Source organism: Glacieibacterium frigidum, from assembly GCF_007097155.1.
GTDB lineage: Bacteria > Pseudomonadota > Alphaproteobacteria > Sphingomonadales > Sphingomonadaceae > Glacieibacterium > Glacieibacterium frigidum.
This window is the reverse complement of record NZ_VJWA01000001.1, coordinates 530698-544299: the sequence shown is the minus strand read 5'-3', so window position 1 is coordinate 544299 and position 13602 is coordinate 530698. Positions and strand designations below refer to the sequence as shown.

The window sequence follows — 13602 nt, the reverse complement described above, 5'->3', positions numbered from 1 at the left end:
GCTAATTGCTGTTGCCCGCCTCGTAAAGCAATATTATTGCCGTTGGGCGCGATTGGGGCCAGTCTATCGCAGCGCTGGCGAACCGCAAGCAGGCGGCCGGATCAGGCTTGCGGGCCGTGCCGGGCGATGGTCGGCGGGATATGGATGCGCGCGCTGAGGCCCTGCGGCGCCCAGTCGTAGTCGACCTCGCCGCCCAACTGACGCCGCACGATCGCGTCGATCATCGTCAGGCCGAAACCCGGCTTGCGCTGCGGCGCGGGCGGCGGGCCGCCACTCTCGGCGAGCGTCACCGCGACGCGCTGCGGGTCCTGCTGCCAGCTGATCGCCAGCTGCCCGTCGTCGACCGACAGCGAGCCGAAGCGCGCGGCATTGGTCGCGATCTCGTGGAAGACCAGCGCCAGCGGCTGCACCTGCCCGGCGTCGATCTCCATTGCCGGCCCGACGATGCTGATCCGGCGCAGCCCGTGTTGCTCGACGACGTTGCGGATCAGCCGGTCGAGTGGCACCGTCCGCCAATGACCTTCGGCGAGCAGGCCGTGCGCCGCCGCAAGCGCATCGACACGCCCCTGCACGGCCGCTGCATAGCGGGCGGCGTCGGACGCGTTGCTGAGCCGCACGATGCCCTGCACCAGCGCCAGCGCGTTCTTGGCGCGGTGGTCGACCTCGCGCAGCAGCGCATGCTCGGCCGCGAGCAGGTCGGCGGCCTGGCGGCGCAGCGTCACGTCCATCTGCGACGCGAAGAAATACAGCAGCTGCCCGTCGTCGTCGTGAATCGGGCTGATCTGCAGCTCGTTGACGAAGCGGACACCGTCCTTGCGGTAGTTGACGATGTCGACGCAGCATTCGCGCGGCGTCCGGATCGCGGCGCGGATCTCGTCGAGTGCTTCCTGGTCGGTGTCGGGCCCCTGCAGGAAACGGCAGTTGCGGCCGATGACCTCGTCGGCGGAATAGCCGGTCAGTGTCAGGAACGCCTTGTTGGCGAGCACGATCGGATTCTCCGCCTGGCGCGGGTCGGTGACCACCATCGGCATCAGCGTGCGCTCGACCGCGATCAGCGCCAGCGCACGACGGTCCGCGAGCCCCTGCGGCGACGAGGCCGCAGCGGCATCGGGCGTCAGACGCGCCGCGCTGGGGACTTCCGGATCCACACAAAACTCCAAACTTAACGTGCGTTAGCGTACGGGGCGTTCGCGTTAAGGAACACTCGGTAGCGGGATCGGTGCCGCCCGCCTGCGATTTTGCTTGGGCGGCTGCGTCGCGATAGGCTGTGCCCGACACACCGAGGACCCGCCGCATGACCGACTTCACGCAGATCCGTTACGCCGTCGCCGACGGCATCGCGACGATCACCCTGGACCGCCCGGCCAAGCTCAACGCCTTCACCGGCACGATGATGGCCGAGCTGATCGCCGCGTTCGATCTGAGCGATGCCGACGACGCGGTGCGCGCGGTTGTGGTGACCGGCGAGGGCCGCGCCTTCTGCGCCGGGGCCGACCTGAGCGAGGGCGCCAAGACCTTCGACTACGACAACCGCCCCGACAATCCGCGTGGCGCCTCGCCGGTGCGCGAGGACGGCAGCATCGATTACAGCCACGACGCGGTGCGCGACGGCGGCGGGCGCGTGACGCTGCGCATCTTCGAATCACTGAAGCCGGTAATCGGCGCGATCAACGGCCCGGCGGTCGGCATCGGCGCGACGATGCAGCTGGCGATGGACATCCGCATCGCCAGCGAGGACGCGAAGTTCGGCTTCGTCTTCGCGCGCCGGGGCATCGTGCCCGAGGCCGCATCGTCGTGGTTCCTGCCGCGCATCGTCGGCATCGCGCAGGCGCTCGAATGGTGCTTCTCGGGCCGAGTCTTCGGCGCCGACGAGGCGTTTGCGGGCGGGCTGGTCGGTCATGTCGTGCCCGCCGACGCGCTGCTCGACACGGCGTACGCGATGGCGCGCGAGATCGCCGACAACACCGCGCCCGTGTCGGTTGCGCTGACCCGCCAGATGATGTGGCGGATGCTGGGCGCGGCGTCGCCGATGGACGCACACCGCATCGACAGCCGCGCGATCTACAGCCGCGGCCGCTCGGGCGACGCGCGCGAGGGGGTCGTATCGTTCCTCGAGAAGCGCCCGGCGGTGTTCCCGGAAACGGTCAGCGAAGGGATGCCCGACTTCTACCCGTGGTGGGACGCCGCGAAGTATAGTTGACGCGAACGTCAACCTGCGCGACGAGCGCTGCCATGGCTGAACAGGATACGCGCGCGCCGCTGGCGGAATACCATGGCGCAGTGCCGCCCGCGCCCGCGTGGTTCAGCGCCGCCATCGCCGACGCCCCCGAGGTCGGACGCGTCGAGGTCGACGGTGCGGGCATCGAGATGCTGACCTGGGGGCAGCGCGGCAAGCCCGGCCTGTTGTTCCTGCACGGCAACGGCGCGCACGCCGGCTGGTGGCGCTTCATCGCGCCGTTCTTCGCCGCCGACTACCGCGTCGCCGCGCTGTCGTGGTCGGGCATGGGCGGCAGCGACCACCGCGACGCATACGGGGTCGAGAATTTCGTCCGCGAGATGTTCGCGATCATCGCCGCGGCAGGGCTGGACGAGGCGGGTCCGCCGCGGGTCGTCGCGCACAGCTTCGGGGGCTTCCCGATGATGGCGGCGGCGTCCGTCCGCGGTGCCGAGCTGGCGGCGGCGGTGATCGTCGACACGCCGTTCCGCGCCCCCGGCGAAGAGGGCAGCCGGCCGCCCAACGCGACGCTGCGCCCGCACCGCATCTATCCGACGCTGGCCGAGGCGCTGGCGCGCTTCCGCTTCGCGCCGCAGCAGGGTTGCGACAACCCGTTCATCGCCGACGACATCGCGCGGCGCTCGCTGGTCGAGGTCGAAGGCGGCTGGACCTGGGCGTTCGACCCCTATCTGTGGAGCCGCTTCCGGATCGGCGACGCGCGCGATCTGCTGCGCAGCCCCCAGTGCCCGGTCGCGCTGATCTGGGGCGAGGCGTCGGCGCTGATGCAGCCCGACCGCGTCGCGGCGATGCGCGAAACGCTCCCCGCCACGAGCCCCGCGATCGGCATCCCCGGCGCCGAGCACCACGTCATGGTCGACCAGCCGCTGGCCTTCGTCACCGCACTGCGCGGTCTGTTCGCGGGCTGGCCCACTACCTAATGCCAGTATGCGAAGTCGTTACGGCTCGTTAACTTCGCCGCCTGCAACAGGGTGGAGATACGGGCATGACGATAGTTTTGCGTTTGACGATGGCGGCGCTGGTCGCGACGCTGGCGATGCCGGCCGCAGCGCTGGTCTACACCGGCACGCGTACCGTCGGGGTCAACACCGCGACGATCTCGATCACCACCGACGGCAGCTTTGGCGTCCTGACCGAAGCGAACATCACCGACTTCTTCGTGACGCTGACCAGCCCGTCGCGCACCACCTCGGTCGCCTATGCCGATCAGGCGCCCCAACTTTCGGGCGGTGGCCTGTCGGCAAGCGACCGGCACCTGACCTTCGATTTCGCCAGCGACGGCTTTTTCGCGATGCTGTTTTTCGGGCGCGGCGCCTATTGCCTCGACGGCGCCGCATCGGCCGTCACCTGCCTCGGCCAGGCGCCGAGCGAGACCGTGCTGTTCTTCGGCCCCGGCGGCAATGTCACCGCGCCGCGTACCGGCACGGCGATCATCGCTTCGACCGCGCCAGAGCCCGCGAGCTGGGCGCTGCTGATCACCGGCTTCGGCCTCGTCGGCGCGGCGATGCGCCGCTCAGGCCTGCTTCAGCCGCGATAGACGCCCGGGAACAGCTGCTTCAGCGCCGCGACCTTGGGCGCATCGTTGACGACGATGTACCCGTGGTTGGGATTACGGCGCATGAAGTCCTGGTGGTACGCCTCCGCCGCGTAGAAGGGCTTGCCCATCTCGATCGTCGTGACGATCGGACGCCCGAAGCTCGGCTTCAGCTGCGCGATGTACGCCTTGGCAATGCGCGCCTGGTCGGCGTTCTGCGCGAAGATCGTGCCGCGGTACTGGCTGCCCGTGTCCGGACCCTGGCGGTTGAGCTGCGTCGGATTGGTACCGACCGAGAAATAGATGCGGAGCAGCTGGCCATAGCTGATCTTCGACGGGTCGTAGGTGATGCGCACCGCCTCGGCATGGCCGGTCATACCGGTGCCGATCAGTTCGTACTGCGCGGTCGCGGCACGGCCGCCGGCATAGCCCGAGACGACGTCCTTGACGCCGTTCACACGCTCGAAAACGCCCTCGAGGCCCCAGAAGCAACCGCCCGCCAGCACGGCGGTGGCGGTCGCGGGCTTGGCAGCGCGCGGCGCGTCTATCTTCGCGGCGGGGACGAGGCGGACGCTCTCGGCGGCCTGCGTCGGCTGCAGAACGGCAAAGGTGACGGCGGCAACGCCGACGATCGGCAGCAACGGCAAAATGCGCATTTTCTTCACTCCATCAGGCCTTGGCGGGCGCGAAAGTCATCGCGACGCCGTTCATGCAGTAGCGCTTGCCCGTCGGCGGCGGGCCGTCGTCGAAGACATGGCCCAGATGCCCGCCACAGCGGCGGCAGTGCACCTCGATCCGCGTCATCATCAGCGTCCGGTCGGTCGTCGTGCCGACGGCATTCGTGAGCGGCGCGTAGAAACTCGGCCAGCCGGTACCGCTGTCGAACTTGGTCGTGCTGCTGAACAGCGGCAGCTTGCAGCCGGCGCAGCTGAAGATGCCGCGGCGCTTTTCGCGGTCGAGCGGCGAGGAGCCCGGACGCTCGGTGCCCTCCTCGCGCAGCACGGCATAGGCGTCGTCGCTCAGCCGCGCCTTCCATTGCGCAGGCGTCAGCGTCACCTCGAACTTCGTCGCGATCTTCGCGACGGCGGGGCCGTCGAGCTTGAGGGCGAGCGGCAGGGCGAGCGCGAGACCGCCGAAGGTCAGTGCGTCGCGGCGGGAGAGAGCATGGATCATGTACCGAGATACGTAAGCATGCCCTCCCCGGTTACACCTGCGTCAGAACTGCCCGGTGAATGATTTCTCCTCCGCCGCCAGCCGCGCGAGCAGCGGGGCGACCTCGTAGCCATAGTGGGTCAGCCGCTCGGCGACCTTCGCCAGCCCGACCGAGTCGGCCCAGAACATCGGCCCGCCGCGATAGACCGGCCAGCCATAGCCGTTGATCCAGACGATATCGATGTCGCTGGCGCGCTGCGCCATGCCCTCCGCCAGGATCAGCGCGCCCTCGTTGACCATCGGGTAGAGGCAGCGTTCGAGGATTTCCTCGTCGCCGACCTCGCGCCGGTTGACACCCTTCTCGGCGGCGTAATCGAGGATGATCTGCGTCGCGACCGGGCTCGGCGTGCGGTTGCGCTGCGCGTCATAGTCGTAGAAGCCGCGGCCGTTCTTCTGGCCGCGCAGCCCCGCCTCGCACAGGCGGTCGCGGATCGTCTCGCCCTTCGACTTTTCCGCCGACCAGCCGATGTCGAGCCCCGCCAGGTCCGACATCTGGAACGGTCCCATCGGCCAGCCGAAGTCGTACAGCACGCGGTCGACCTGCTCGGGCGTCGCGCCCTCGACGATCAGCTTCATCGCCTCCGCCTGGCGGCTGCTCAGCATCCGGTTGCCGATGAAGCCGTGGCAGACGCCCGCGACGACCGCGACCTTGCCGATCTTCTTGGCGGTCGCCATCGCCGTCGCGAGCACCGCAGGCTCGGTCTTGGCGCCGCGCACGACCTCGAGCAGCCGCATGACGTTGGCGGGCGAAAAGAAGTGCAGCCCCAGCACGCTGCCGGGCCGCGAGGTCACGTCGGCAATCTCGTCGACGTTCAGATAGCTGGTGTTTGACGCCAGGATCGCGCCGGGCTTCGCGATGCGGTCGAGCTTGCCAAAGACGTCGCGCTTGATCTCCATCGTCTCGAACACCGCCTCGATCACCAGGTCGGCGGCGGACAGTTCCTCCATGTCGAGCGTCGGGGTCAGCAGGCCCATGCGCGCCTCGACGTCGGCGGCCGTCATGCGGCCCTTGGCGGCTGTGTTCTCGTAGTTCTTGCGAATCGTCGCGACGCCGCGGTCGAGCGCCTCCTGCTTCATCTCGACGATCGTCACCGGCACGCCGGCGTTCAGGAAATTCATCGCGATCCCGCCGCCCATCGTGCCCGCACCGATGATGCCGACCGAGCCGATCGTCAGCGGTGCGGCGTCGGCGGGCAGCCCCTCGACCTTGTTGGCCTGACGCTCGGCGAAAAACACGTAGCGCTGCGCCTTCGACTGCAGCCCCATCATTAGCGGCACGAACAGGTCGCGCTCGACCTTCATCCCCTCGTCGAAGGACAGATTCACCGCCGCCTCGATGCACTTGATATTGGCCTCGGGCGCCTCGAAGCCGCGCATCGCGCGGGCATTGTCCTTGCGGAACTGCGCGAACATCTCGGGCGCCGTGGCGCGTGCCGCCTCGACCTTGTCCTGCTTGTCGCGCACCTTGACGAGCGCCAGATTCGGCCGCCGCGCGAACGCCTTGGCAGCTTCGAGCAGCCCGTCCTCCGGCGCGATCTCGTCGATCAGGCCGCTGGCGAGCGCCGCCTTGGCCGAGATCGGCGTGCCGCTGGTCACCATCTTGAGCGCCTGTTCCGGACCGACGAGGCGTGGCAGCCGCTGCGTGCCGCCGGCACCCGGCAGCAGGCCCAGCTTAACCTCGGGCAGGCCGAGCTTCGCCGAGGGAACCGCGACGCGGTAGTGGCAGGTCAGCGCGACCTCGAGCCCGCCGCCGAGCGCGGTGCCGTGGATCGCCGCAATGATCGGCTTGGGGCAGTCCTCCATCGCCGCCTGCACAGCAGGCAGACTGGCGCCCTTCATCGCACCGCCGAACTCGCTGATGTCGGCCCCCGCGATGAAGGTGCGGCCCGCGCAGTGCAGCACGATCGCCTTGACCGCCGGGTCGGCGACGGCGGCTGCGACGCCCGCCGCGAGCCCGTCGCGCACGGCGGCCGACAGCGCGTTGACCGGCGGCGAATTGATCGTCAGCACGCCGATATCGCCATCGACGCTCAGGTCCACCACCGCGCTCATCGCTGCCATCGTCGCTCTCCCCAGGATTTGTTCGGGAGACCTTAGACGCGAAACGGGGCGGCGGGCCAGACCCGCCGCCCCGTACGCTCAGGCGGAGCCAGCCAGCGACGGCAACGTGTTGAAGAAGCTGTGCGCCTCCTGCCCGATCGCCAGGCCCAGCGGCACACCGCCGACATTCTGCGCCGCGTCGCGCGGGATGCCGTCGAAGCGCCAGTGGACGCCGAGGTAGATGCGGCTGACCGAGTTCTCCCACACCGCCTCGGCAAAGCTGGTGAACTGCTTGTCGACCTTGGTGCGGACCGAGCCGTCAGGGTCGCTCGCGATGCCGTCGAGCTCGTCGGAGACGAAGTTGAAGGTCTCGCCAGCGACCGCCGCCGCGCCGCCGCTCTCGACCGCGAGCACATCGGCGACGCTGATTGGCGCGGGCGCGGTCTTGAGCGTCAGGCGCAGCGCCTGGAACAGCGCCGCGCCGAAGGTCGCGTGCCCCGACGGATAGGCCGGGAAGTTCGGCGTGAAGGTCGACCGCCCCGGGACATTGGTCTGCGGCGCACCGAGCGGCGCCCAGAACGGATCGCCGCCCTCGGTCGCGTCTTCCTGCCGGACGCCGACCACCGGCCGCCACAGGTCGTTGGTGTATTTGTAGTGCCACGCATCGATGCCGGCATCGGCCATCGCGACGTTGACGATCGCAAACAGCTCGGCCGTCTGCGCCAGGATCAGGTTACGGTCCGCGGCGACGCGGCGCGCGATCTGGTTGTAGAGGCGCGGCGGGACGCCGAGATTGTTGGCGCCGTCATAGCCCCAATACACGCCAATACGCTGCTGCTCGGCCGTCCGCGCGCCGCGTCCGACCGCGCCGAGGTCGCGAACCTCGTCGAAATCGGCGCGGTAGTCGGCGTTCGCCAGATAGTCGGGCGTGCCGCGTCCGGGAAAGTCAGCGAGCGGCTTGTGCGCCGCGCCGAGGAAGCGCGTCACATTGCCCCAGACCGGGCCGAGCTGGCTCTGGCCCGGCTGAAACGGGTCGGCGCGGTGCTGGCCATAGGCGGGGCTGCTCGGCTGGCCGCGGGTCAGCATCGTGTTCGAACCATCGTTCGCACGATGCGCGAGCACGGCGTTGCCAACCGCGACACCATAGGCGAAATCGCCGGCGTTCACCGCGCCCAGCGAGTCGTCGAAGAACTGCGTGAAATTCGGATACAGCGCCTTCAGCGTCGTCATCGCGGCACCCGCCATCTGACCGTCGAAGCTGCCGCCGTTGGGGGCGACGACCCCGTGCGCGACGCCCTTCTTGTTAAGATAGGCCGACGCGCCGTTGCCGGTGCGGAAGGCGATGACGTCGTGGAGCGCGATATGGACGATCGCCATGGCGCGCGCGGTGCGGATCGGCCCGGGTTGCTGGGCATTGTTGAAGCCGCGGGTGAAGTCGCGGCGTGAAGCTTCGAGCAGCACGTCGTTCCAATAGAGTACGGGATTCATGGCCGGATTCCTTTTGTTTAAGGTTTGACAAGGCTCTTGTGCTGCACCGGCCCGGCAACACTAAGTTAATGGCCTCTAACTACTCCGAGGCGGTAGTGGCGATACTTTTGTCAGCCACGCGCCAGATACGGTTGTACATTTGCTTCGGATGCCTATTGCCAAACTTTCGACATTCGGTTCGTCGCATATTTCGGAATGTACATGAACAACTTGTAACGACTTAGTTTCGGCGCTTAGGGTGGTTTCGATCGGGTCCAGCGACTATTTCTGCTGCGATGCAGCAATCCGCCGCCCCCGTCCGCGAGCCCAAGCTCGGCGAAATCCTGTTGCTCGGCAGCCTGACGGCGTTCGGCGCGGTGACGATCGACCTGTACCTGCCGGCCCTGCCCGAGATCGGTCGCGCGCTCGACGCGACGCCGGCGCGGGTGCAGCTGACCATGTCGGCCTTCTTCATCGGCATGGCGGTGGGCCAGCTGATCTATGGCCCCGTTTCCGACCGTGTCGGGCGGCGGCCAGCGCTGCTGTTCGGCTGCGCGGTGTACGTCGTCGCGTCGCTGGCGTGTGCCTTCGCACCGACCATCGAATGGCTGATCGCCGGGCGCTTCGCGCAGGCGCTGGGAGCGTGCTGCGGCCAGGTGCTGGCGCGCGCGGTGGTCGGCGACCGCTACGGCCATGTCGCTTCGGCGCGCATCCTTTCGCTGCTTGTCCTGGTGCTCGCGGTCGCGCCGATGCTCGCCCCGGCGGCGGGCGGGCTGCTCGCCTCGCTGGTGTCGTGGCGCGCCGTCTTCGTCGCGCTTGCGGGCTTTGGCGCGCTAGTCGGGATCGCCGTCTATCTGCGCCTCGACGAGAGCCGGTCGGACGCGACCGCAGCGCAGGCGCGCGCCGAGTCGCCGCTGCGCTCCTACCTCGACCTGCTGCGCAACCGGCGGCTGGTCGGCTACATCCTCGCGGGCGCGCTGCAGGGTGCGGTTCTGTTCAGCTATATCGCCAGCGCGCCCGAGCTGATCATCAACATCTGGGGCTTCTCGCCGCTCGCCTTCGGCTGGTTGTTCCCGCTGCTCGCGGTCGCGGTGATCGGCGGCAGCCAGGTCAACCGGCACCTGCTGACCCGCTACCAGCCCGACGACGTGCTGAAGGTCGCAGCACTCGCCGGGATCGCCGCTACGGTGGCGCTGGTCGTCGCGACCGCTACCGGGGCCGGCATAGTGCCGATGCTGGTCGCGCTGTTCGCGGTGCTGGCGAGCTATGGCTTCATGGCGGCGAACACGACCGCCGGGGCTTTGGCGGTCGACGCGCTGCGCGCCGGGACGACTTCCGCGCTGATCGGCGCATCGGCGTTCGCGTTCGGGGCTGTCGTCGCGACCCTGGTCGGGCTGGCGCACGACGGCACCGCGCTGCCGATGACGATCGCGATGCTGATCTGCATGAGCGGCAGTGCGGCGGCGCTGTTCGGCCTCGCGCTGCCGCGCCGCGTGCCGTGACGCCGCGTGCGTTCCTGCTCGCGCTTGCGGTGGTCGCGGTGTGGGGGACGAACTTCGTCGTCATCAAGCTTGCGCTGGGCGAGCTGCCGCCGCTGCTGTTCGCGGCGCTGCGCTTTGCTGCGGTGGTGTTCCCCGCGGCCTTGTTCCTCAAGCGCCCGGGAGTGCCGATGCGCGACCTCGCCGCGTACGGGCTGCTGATCGGCGTCGGGCAGTTCGGGCTGCTGTTCATCGCCATCGACGGGCTGATCGCGCCGGGTCTCGCGTCGCTGCTGATGCAGGTGCAGGTGTTCTTCACGATCGCGCTGGTCATGCGCAGCACCGGCGAGCGCCTGCTGCGCATCCAGTGGCTGGCGCTGGCGCTGGCCGGCACGGGCCTCGGCATCATCGTCGCGCATACCGGCGGCACGACGACGCTGGCGGGCGTCGCGCTGTGCCTCGTCGCGGCGCTCAGCTGGGCGTTCGGCAACATCGTCCAGCGCCGCGCCGGGCGCATCGACATGCTGGCCTTCGTCGTCTGGTCGAGCCTGTTCGCGGTGCCGCCGCTGATCGTGCTGGCGCTGGTCTTCGAGGGGCCGTCGGTCGTCGTCGCGGCGACGCTGGCGGCGGGCTGGGGCGCGTGGCTCGCGGTCCTGTGGCAAGCGGTCGGCAATGCGATGTTCGGCTTCGGCGCCTGGGGCTGGCTACTGGCGCGCTACCCGGCGGCGAGCGTCGCTCCGATGGCCCTGCTCGTGCCGGTGTTCGGCATGGCGGCGTCGGCGTGGTTCCTCGGCGAGCCGCTACAGCCGTGGAAGCTCGGCGCGGGCGCGCTGATCCTCGGCGGGCTGGCGGTCAACCTGCTCGGACCGCGCCTGTTGCGCCGTGCGTTGCCGGTCGCATGATCCGCCTGATCCGCCCGTGCCTGATCCTCAGCGCGCTGCTGGGCTTTGCGGCACCGGTCGCGTTGCTGATCTACGACATCGCCGTCGGTGTCGGCAGCGACGGCCGGGCGATCGGCGGGTTGATCGCGCTCAGCCTGGGCCTCGCGTTCCTCTTCGCCGTGCTCGCGGGCGTGCTGGCGCTGCTCGCGGTCAGGCGGCGGGGAGAGTGAAGGCGTACGGCCCGCCGCGCTCCAGCGCCGCCTGCCACGCCGGCCGCGCCTGGATCCGCCGCGCATAGGCGACGATGTTCGGATAGGCGTCGCCCAAACCCTGGATCGCGGTGAATTCGGCGATGAAGCTCATCATGATATCGGCGCCCGACAGCGCGTCGCCGACCAGCCAGTCGTTGCCGGCCAGCGCATCCTCGAAGACCTTCAGATGGCTGGCGATCTGCTCGTCGATCCGGGGCTTCAGCGGTGCCGCCGCATCGCCGAGCCGCCCAGTGTACAGCCGCAGCATGAACGGCAGCATCGCCGATCCTTCGGCAAAGTGCAGCCAGACCAGATAATGTTCGTGGAGCGCAGTGCCGGGCGCCGGCGCCAGCGCGCCCTTGCCGTGGGTGCGGATCAGATAGTCGACGATCGCGCCGGACTCGCCGAGTACCAGGTCGCCGTCCTCGATCACCGGCGACTTGCCGAGCGGGTTGATCGCCTTCAACTCGGGCGGCGCGAGGCGGGTGGTCACGTCGCGCATGTAGAACTTGATGTCGTAGCCGAGCGCGAGCTCCTCGCAGAGCCAAAGGATGCGCTGCGAGCGCGAGTCGTTGAGGTGGTGGATGATGATCATGCCGCAGCGTACAATCGGCCGATGATCGCCGTCACCCCCGAAATCGAGATCGACGAGAAAGACCTGGTCGAGACCTTCATCCGCGCCAGCGGCCCGGGTGGGCAGAACGTGAACAAGGTGTCGAGCGCGGTGCAGTTGCGCTTCGACGCACGCCGCTGCCGCGCGCTGCCCGATGCCGTCGCGGTCCGCCTTATGCACGCGGCGGGATCGAAGCTGACGCGCGACGGGGTCATCGTGCTGACCGCCGACCGTTTCCGCACGCAGGAGCGCAACCGCGCCGACGCCCGCGAGCGGCTGGTCGCGCTGATCGTCAAGGCGGCCGCCCCGCCGGTGCCGCGCCGCGCCACAAAAGTGCCCAAGGCGACCAAGGCGCGCCGTGTCGAGGGCAAGGTGCTGCGCGGTGCCGTGAAGGCGACGCGCGGGCGGATTCGAGACGAATAGGTTCGCGCGCACGATGATTGCTGCGGCGCGGTGAACATTTTGGCGGCATGCTCGTTGTGCTTCCGCAACGCCGACCCATATCGGTTGCACCATTCACGTACGAAGGGAATTACATCATGGCCACCATCAACAGCGACACCGTCGAAGGCACGCTCAACGAGTTCGGCGGCAAGGCCGAGGGCTTCATCGGCGACGTCACGGGCGACACCAAGACCCAGGCCGAAGGCAAGATCGACGAGCTCAAGGGCAAGGTCCAGGACGTCTACGGCAAGGCGCGCGAGAAGGTCACCGAGTGGGCCGACAACGCGCCCGAGTCGGTGCAGCGCGCTCGCGAGACCGCCAGCCGCTATGCCGCCCAGGGCACCGAGAAGGCCAAGGCCGTCGTCCAGGAGCAGCCCGTCGCGATCATCGCCGGCGGTGTTGCGCTCGGCTTCCTGCTCGGCTGGCTGGTCAGCGGCCGCCGCGACTAATCACGTCGCCGTCTGAGTAAAAGCGTACCGGCCGGGCCCCTGCGAAGGGGCCCGGCCTTTTCATGGCCAGAGCTGCGCTGCCCCGCGCACGCCGCTGGCATCGCCGTGCAGCCCCGGCACGACGGGGGTGTCGAAGGCGGACGTGAAGGCATAGGCTGCGATGCGCGCCGGCAGGCGGTCGTACAGCGCCGCGATCCGGCTCGCACCGCCGCCCAGCACGATGCAGTCGGGATCGAGGATGTTGACGACCATCGCGAGGCCGCGCGCCAGCCGCTCGACATAGTCGTCGAACGCCGCTGCCGCGACCGGGTCGCTGCCGGCGGCTTCGGCAATGTCGGTGGCGCGCAGGGCACTCCCGCCGCGAGCGAGATAGTCGCGCTCGAGCGCCTTCGCGGCGACCCAGGTCTCGATCGTGCCGTAGTGGCCGCAGAAGTTCACCTCGCCCGGAAACTCGTCGGCGCGCGCCCAGGGCAGCGGCACGTGCCCCCATTCGCCGGCGATGCCGTGCCGCCCGGTGATCGGCCGGCCGTCGACGACGAGCCCGCCACCCACGCCGGTGCCGATGATTACCCCGAACACCACCGCCGCACCCGCGGCCGCGCCGTCGGCGGCTTCGGAGACGGTGAAGCAGTTGGCGTCGTTGGCGACCCGCACCTCGCGGGCCAGCGCAGCAGCGAGATCGGCCTCGAACGGCCGGTCGTTGATCCACGTGGCGTTCGCTCCCTGCCACAGGCGGTTGCCCCGGGCGTCGGTGGTGCGCGAGGCCGAGCCCGGCGCGCCGATGCCGACGCTCGCCGTCACGCCGGTCTCGGCCTCCAGTGCCGCGACGACCTGCGCAACCGCGGCGATCGTGCCGGGATAGTCATGCTGCGGAGTCGGCACGCGCAGCGCGCCGGCGACGCTGCCGTCTCGCGCCAGCGCCACCCCCTCGATCTTCGAGCCGCCGAGGTCGATGCCGATGCGCATTGCCGCTGCCCTCGTCCGCCGTCATGCTGACCCC

General features: G+C 69.3%; 15 protein-coding genes. 8 read left to right on the top strand and 7 right to left on the bottom strand.

The window, feature by feature from the left end; genetic code table 11:
• Nucleotides 1–101 precede the first annotated feature (101 nt).
• Entirely contained in the window at nucleotides 102–1148 is a 1047-nt protein-coding gene (lov, locus tag FMM06_RS02665; RefSeq protein ID WP_235889033.1) for a blue-light-activated histidine kinase, read from the bottom strand.
• A gap of 146 nt (nucleotides 1149–1294) precedes the next feature.
• On the opposite strand from lov, the gene FMM06_RS02660 reads away from it, so the two are divergent.
• From FMM06_RS02660 to FMM06_RS02650, 3 genes are all read left to right on the top strand, one after another.
• Nucleotides 1295–2200, top strand: a complete 906-nt coding sequence (locus tag FMM06_RS02660) for a crotonase/enoyl-CoA hydratase family protein (RefSeq protein ID WP_143554666.1) — start codon at nucleotides 1295–1297, stop codon at nucleotides 2198–2200.
• A 32-nt stretch (nucleotides 2201–2232) separates the two neighbouring features.
• Nucleotides 2233–3153 (top strand): alpha/beta fold hydrolase, encoded by a 921-nt coding sequence (locus tag FMM06_RS02655; protein ID WP_143554665.1) that lies wholly within the window; start codon nucleotides 2233–2235, stop codon nucleotides 3151–3153.
• A 65-nt stretch (nucleotides 3154–3218) separates the two neighbouring features.
• Entirely contained in the window at nucleotides 3219–3770 is a 552-nt protein-coding gene (locus FMM06_RS02650) for a PEPxxWA-CTERM sorting domain-containing protein (RefSeq protein ID WP_143554664.1), read from the top strand.
• Here FMM06_RS02650 and msrA read toward each other — a convergent pair.
• The 4 genes from msrA to FMM06_RS02630 form a co-directional block, all read right to left on the bottom strand.
• On the bottom strand, nucleotides 3758–4423 hold the full coding sequence (gene msrA / locus FMM06_RS02645; protein ID WP_143554663.1) for a peptide-methionine (S)-S-oxide reductase MsrA: 666 nt from the start codon (nucleotides 4421–4423) through the stop codon (nucleotides 3758–3760). The two genes, FMM06_RS02650 and msrA, sit on opposite strands and share 13 nt — an antisense overlap.
• A gap of 13 nt (nucleotides 4424–4436) precedes the next feature.
• Entirely contained in the window at nucleotides 4437–4940 is a 504-nt protein-coding gene (msrB, locus tag FMM06_RS02640) for a peptide-methionine (R)-S-oxide reductase MsrB (RefSeq protein WP_143554662.1), read from the bottom strand.
• A gap of 42 nt (nucleotides 4941–4982) precedes the next feature.
• Nucleotides 4983–7031 (bottom strand): 3-hydroxyacyl-CoA dehydrogenase NAD-binding domain-containing protein, encoded by a 2049-nt coding sequence (locus tag FMM06_RS02635; RefSeq protein ID WP_207790268.1) that lies wholly within the window; start codon nucleotides 7029–7031, stop codon nucleotides 4983–4985.
• An 87-nt stretch (nucleotides 7032–7118) separates the two neighbouring features.
• Nucleotides 7119–8507 (bottom strand): vanadium-dependent haloperoxidase, encoded by a 1389-nt coding sequence (locus tag FMM06_RS02630; protein WP_143554660.1) that lies wholly within the window; start codon nucleotides 8505–8507, stop codon nucleotides 7119–7121.
• Nucleotides 8508–8782: 275 nt separating this feature from the next.
• Between FMM06_RS02630 and FMM06_RS02625 the strand changes: the two genes are divergently transcribed.
• The 3 genes from FMM06_RS02625 to FMM06_RS17075 are packed head-to-tail and all read left to right on the top strand — an operon-like array spanning nucleotide 8783 to nucleotide 11075.
• Nucleotides 8783–9988 (top strand): multidrug effflux MFS transporter, encoded by a 1206-nt coding sequence (locus tag FMM06_RS02625; protein ID WP_143554659.1) that lies wholly within the window; start codon nucleotides 8783–8785, stop codon nucleotides 9986–9988.
• On the top strand, nucleotides 9985–10866 hold the full coding sequence (locus FMM06_RS02620; protein ID WP_235889030.1) for an EamA family transporter: 882 nt from the start codon (nucleotides 9985–9987) through the stop codon (nucleotides 10864–10866). Before FMM06_RS02625 ends, FMM06_RS02620 begins: the two co-directional genes overlap by 4 nt.
• On the top strand, nucleotides 10863–11075 hold the full coding sequence (locus FMM06_RS17075; protein ID WP_143554658.1) for a hypothetical protein: 213 nt from the start codon (nucleotides 10863–10865) through the stop codon (nucleotides 11073–11075). Before FMM06_RS02620 ends, FMM06_RS17075 begins: the two co-directional genes overlap by 4 nt.
• Here the strand turns inward: FMM06_RS17075 and FMM06_RS02610 are convergent.
• Entirely contained in the window at nucleotides 11056–11691 is a 636-nt protein-coding gene (locus tag FMM06_RS02610) for a glutathione S-transferase family protein (protein ID WP_143554657.1), read from the bottom strand. The two genes, FMM06_RS17075 and FMM06_RS02610, sit on opposite strands and share 20 nt — an antisense overlap.
• A 21-nt stretch (nucleotides 11692–11712) precedes the next feature.
• On the opposite strand from FMM06_RS02610, the gene arfB reads away from it, so the two are divergent.
• Complete coding sequence (gene arfB, locus FMM06_RS02605) at nucleotides 11713–12132, top strand: alternative ribosome rescue aminoacyl-tRNA hydrolase ArfB (protein ID WP_143554656.1); 420 nt, start codon at nucleotides 11713–11715, stop codon at nucleotides 12130–12132.
• 116 nt (nucleotides 12133–12248) lie between these two features.
• A complete protein-coding gene (locus FMM06_RS02600; protein ID WP_185965007.1) occupies nucleotides 12249–12602 on the top strand; it encodes a CsbD family protein in 354 nt (117 codons plus the stop codon).
• A 60-nt stretch (nucleotides 12603–12662) separates the two neighbouring features.
• On the opposite strand, the gene FMM06_RS02595 is transcribed toward FMM06_RS02600, so the two are convergent.
• The gene (locus FMM06_RS02595; protein ID WP_143554654.1) at nucleotides 12663–13568 is read right to left on the bottom strand and encodes an ROK family protein; all 906 of its coding nucleotides are present in this window, start codon (nucleotides 13566–13568) and stop codon (nucleotides 12663–12665) included.
• Nucleotides 13569–13602 lie beyond the last annotated feature (34 nt).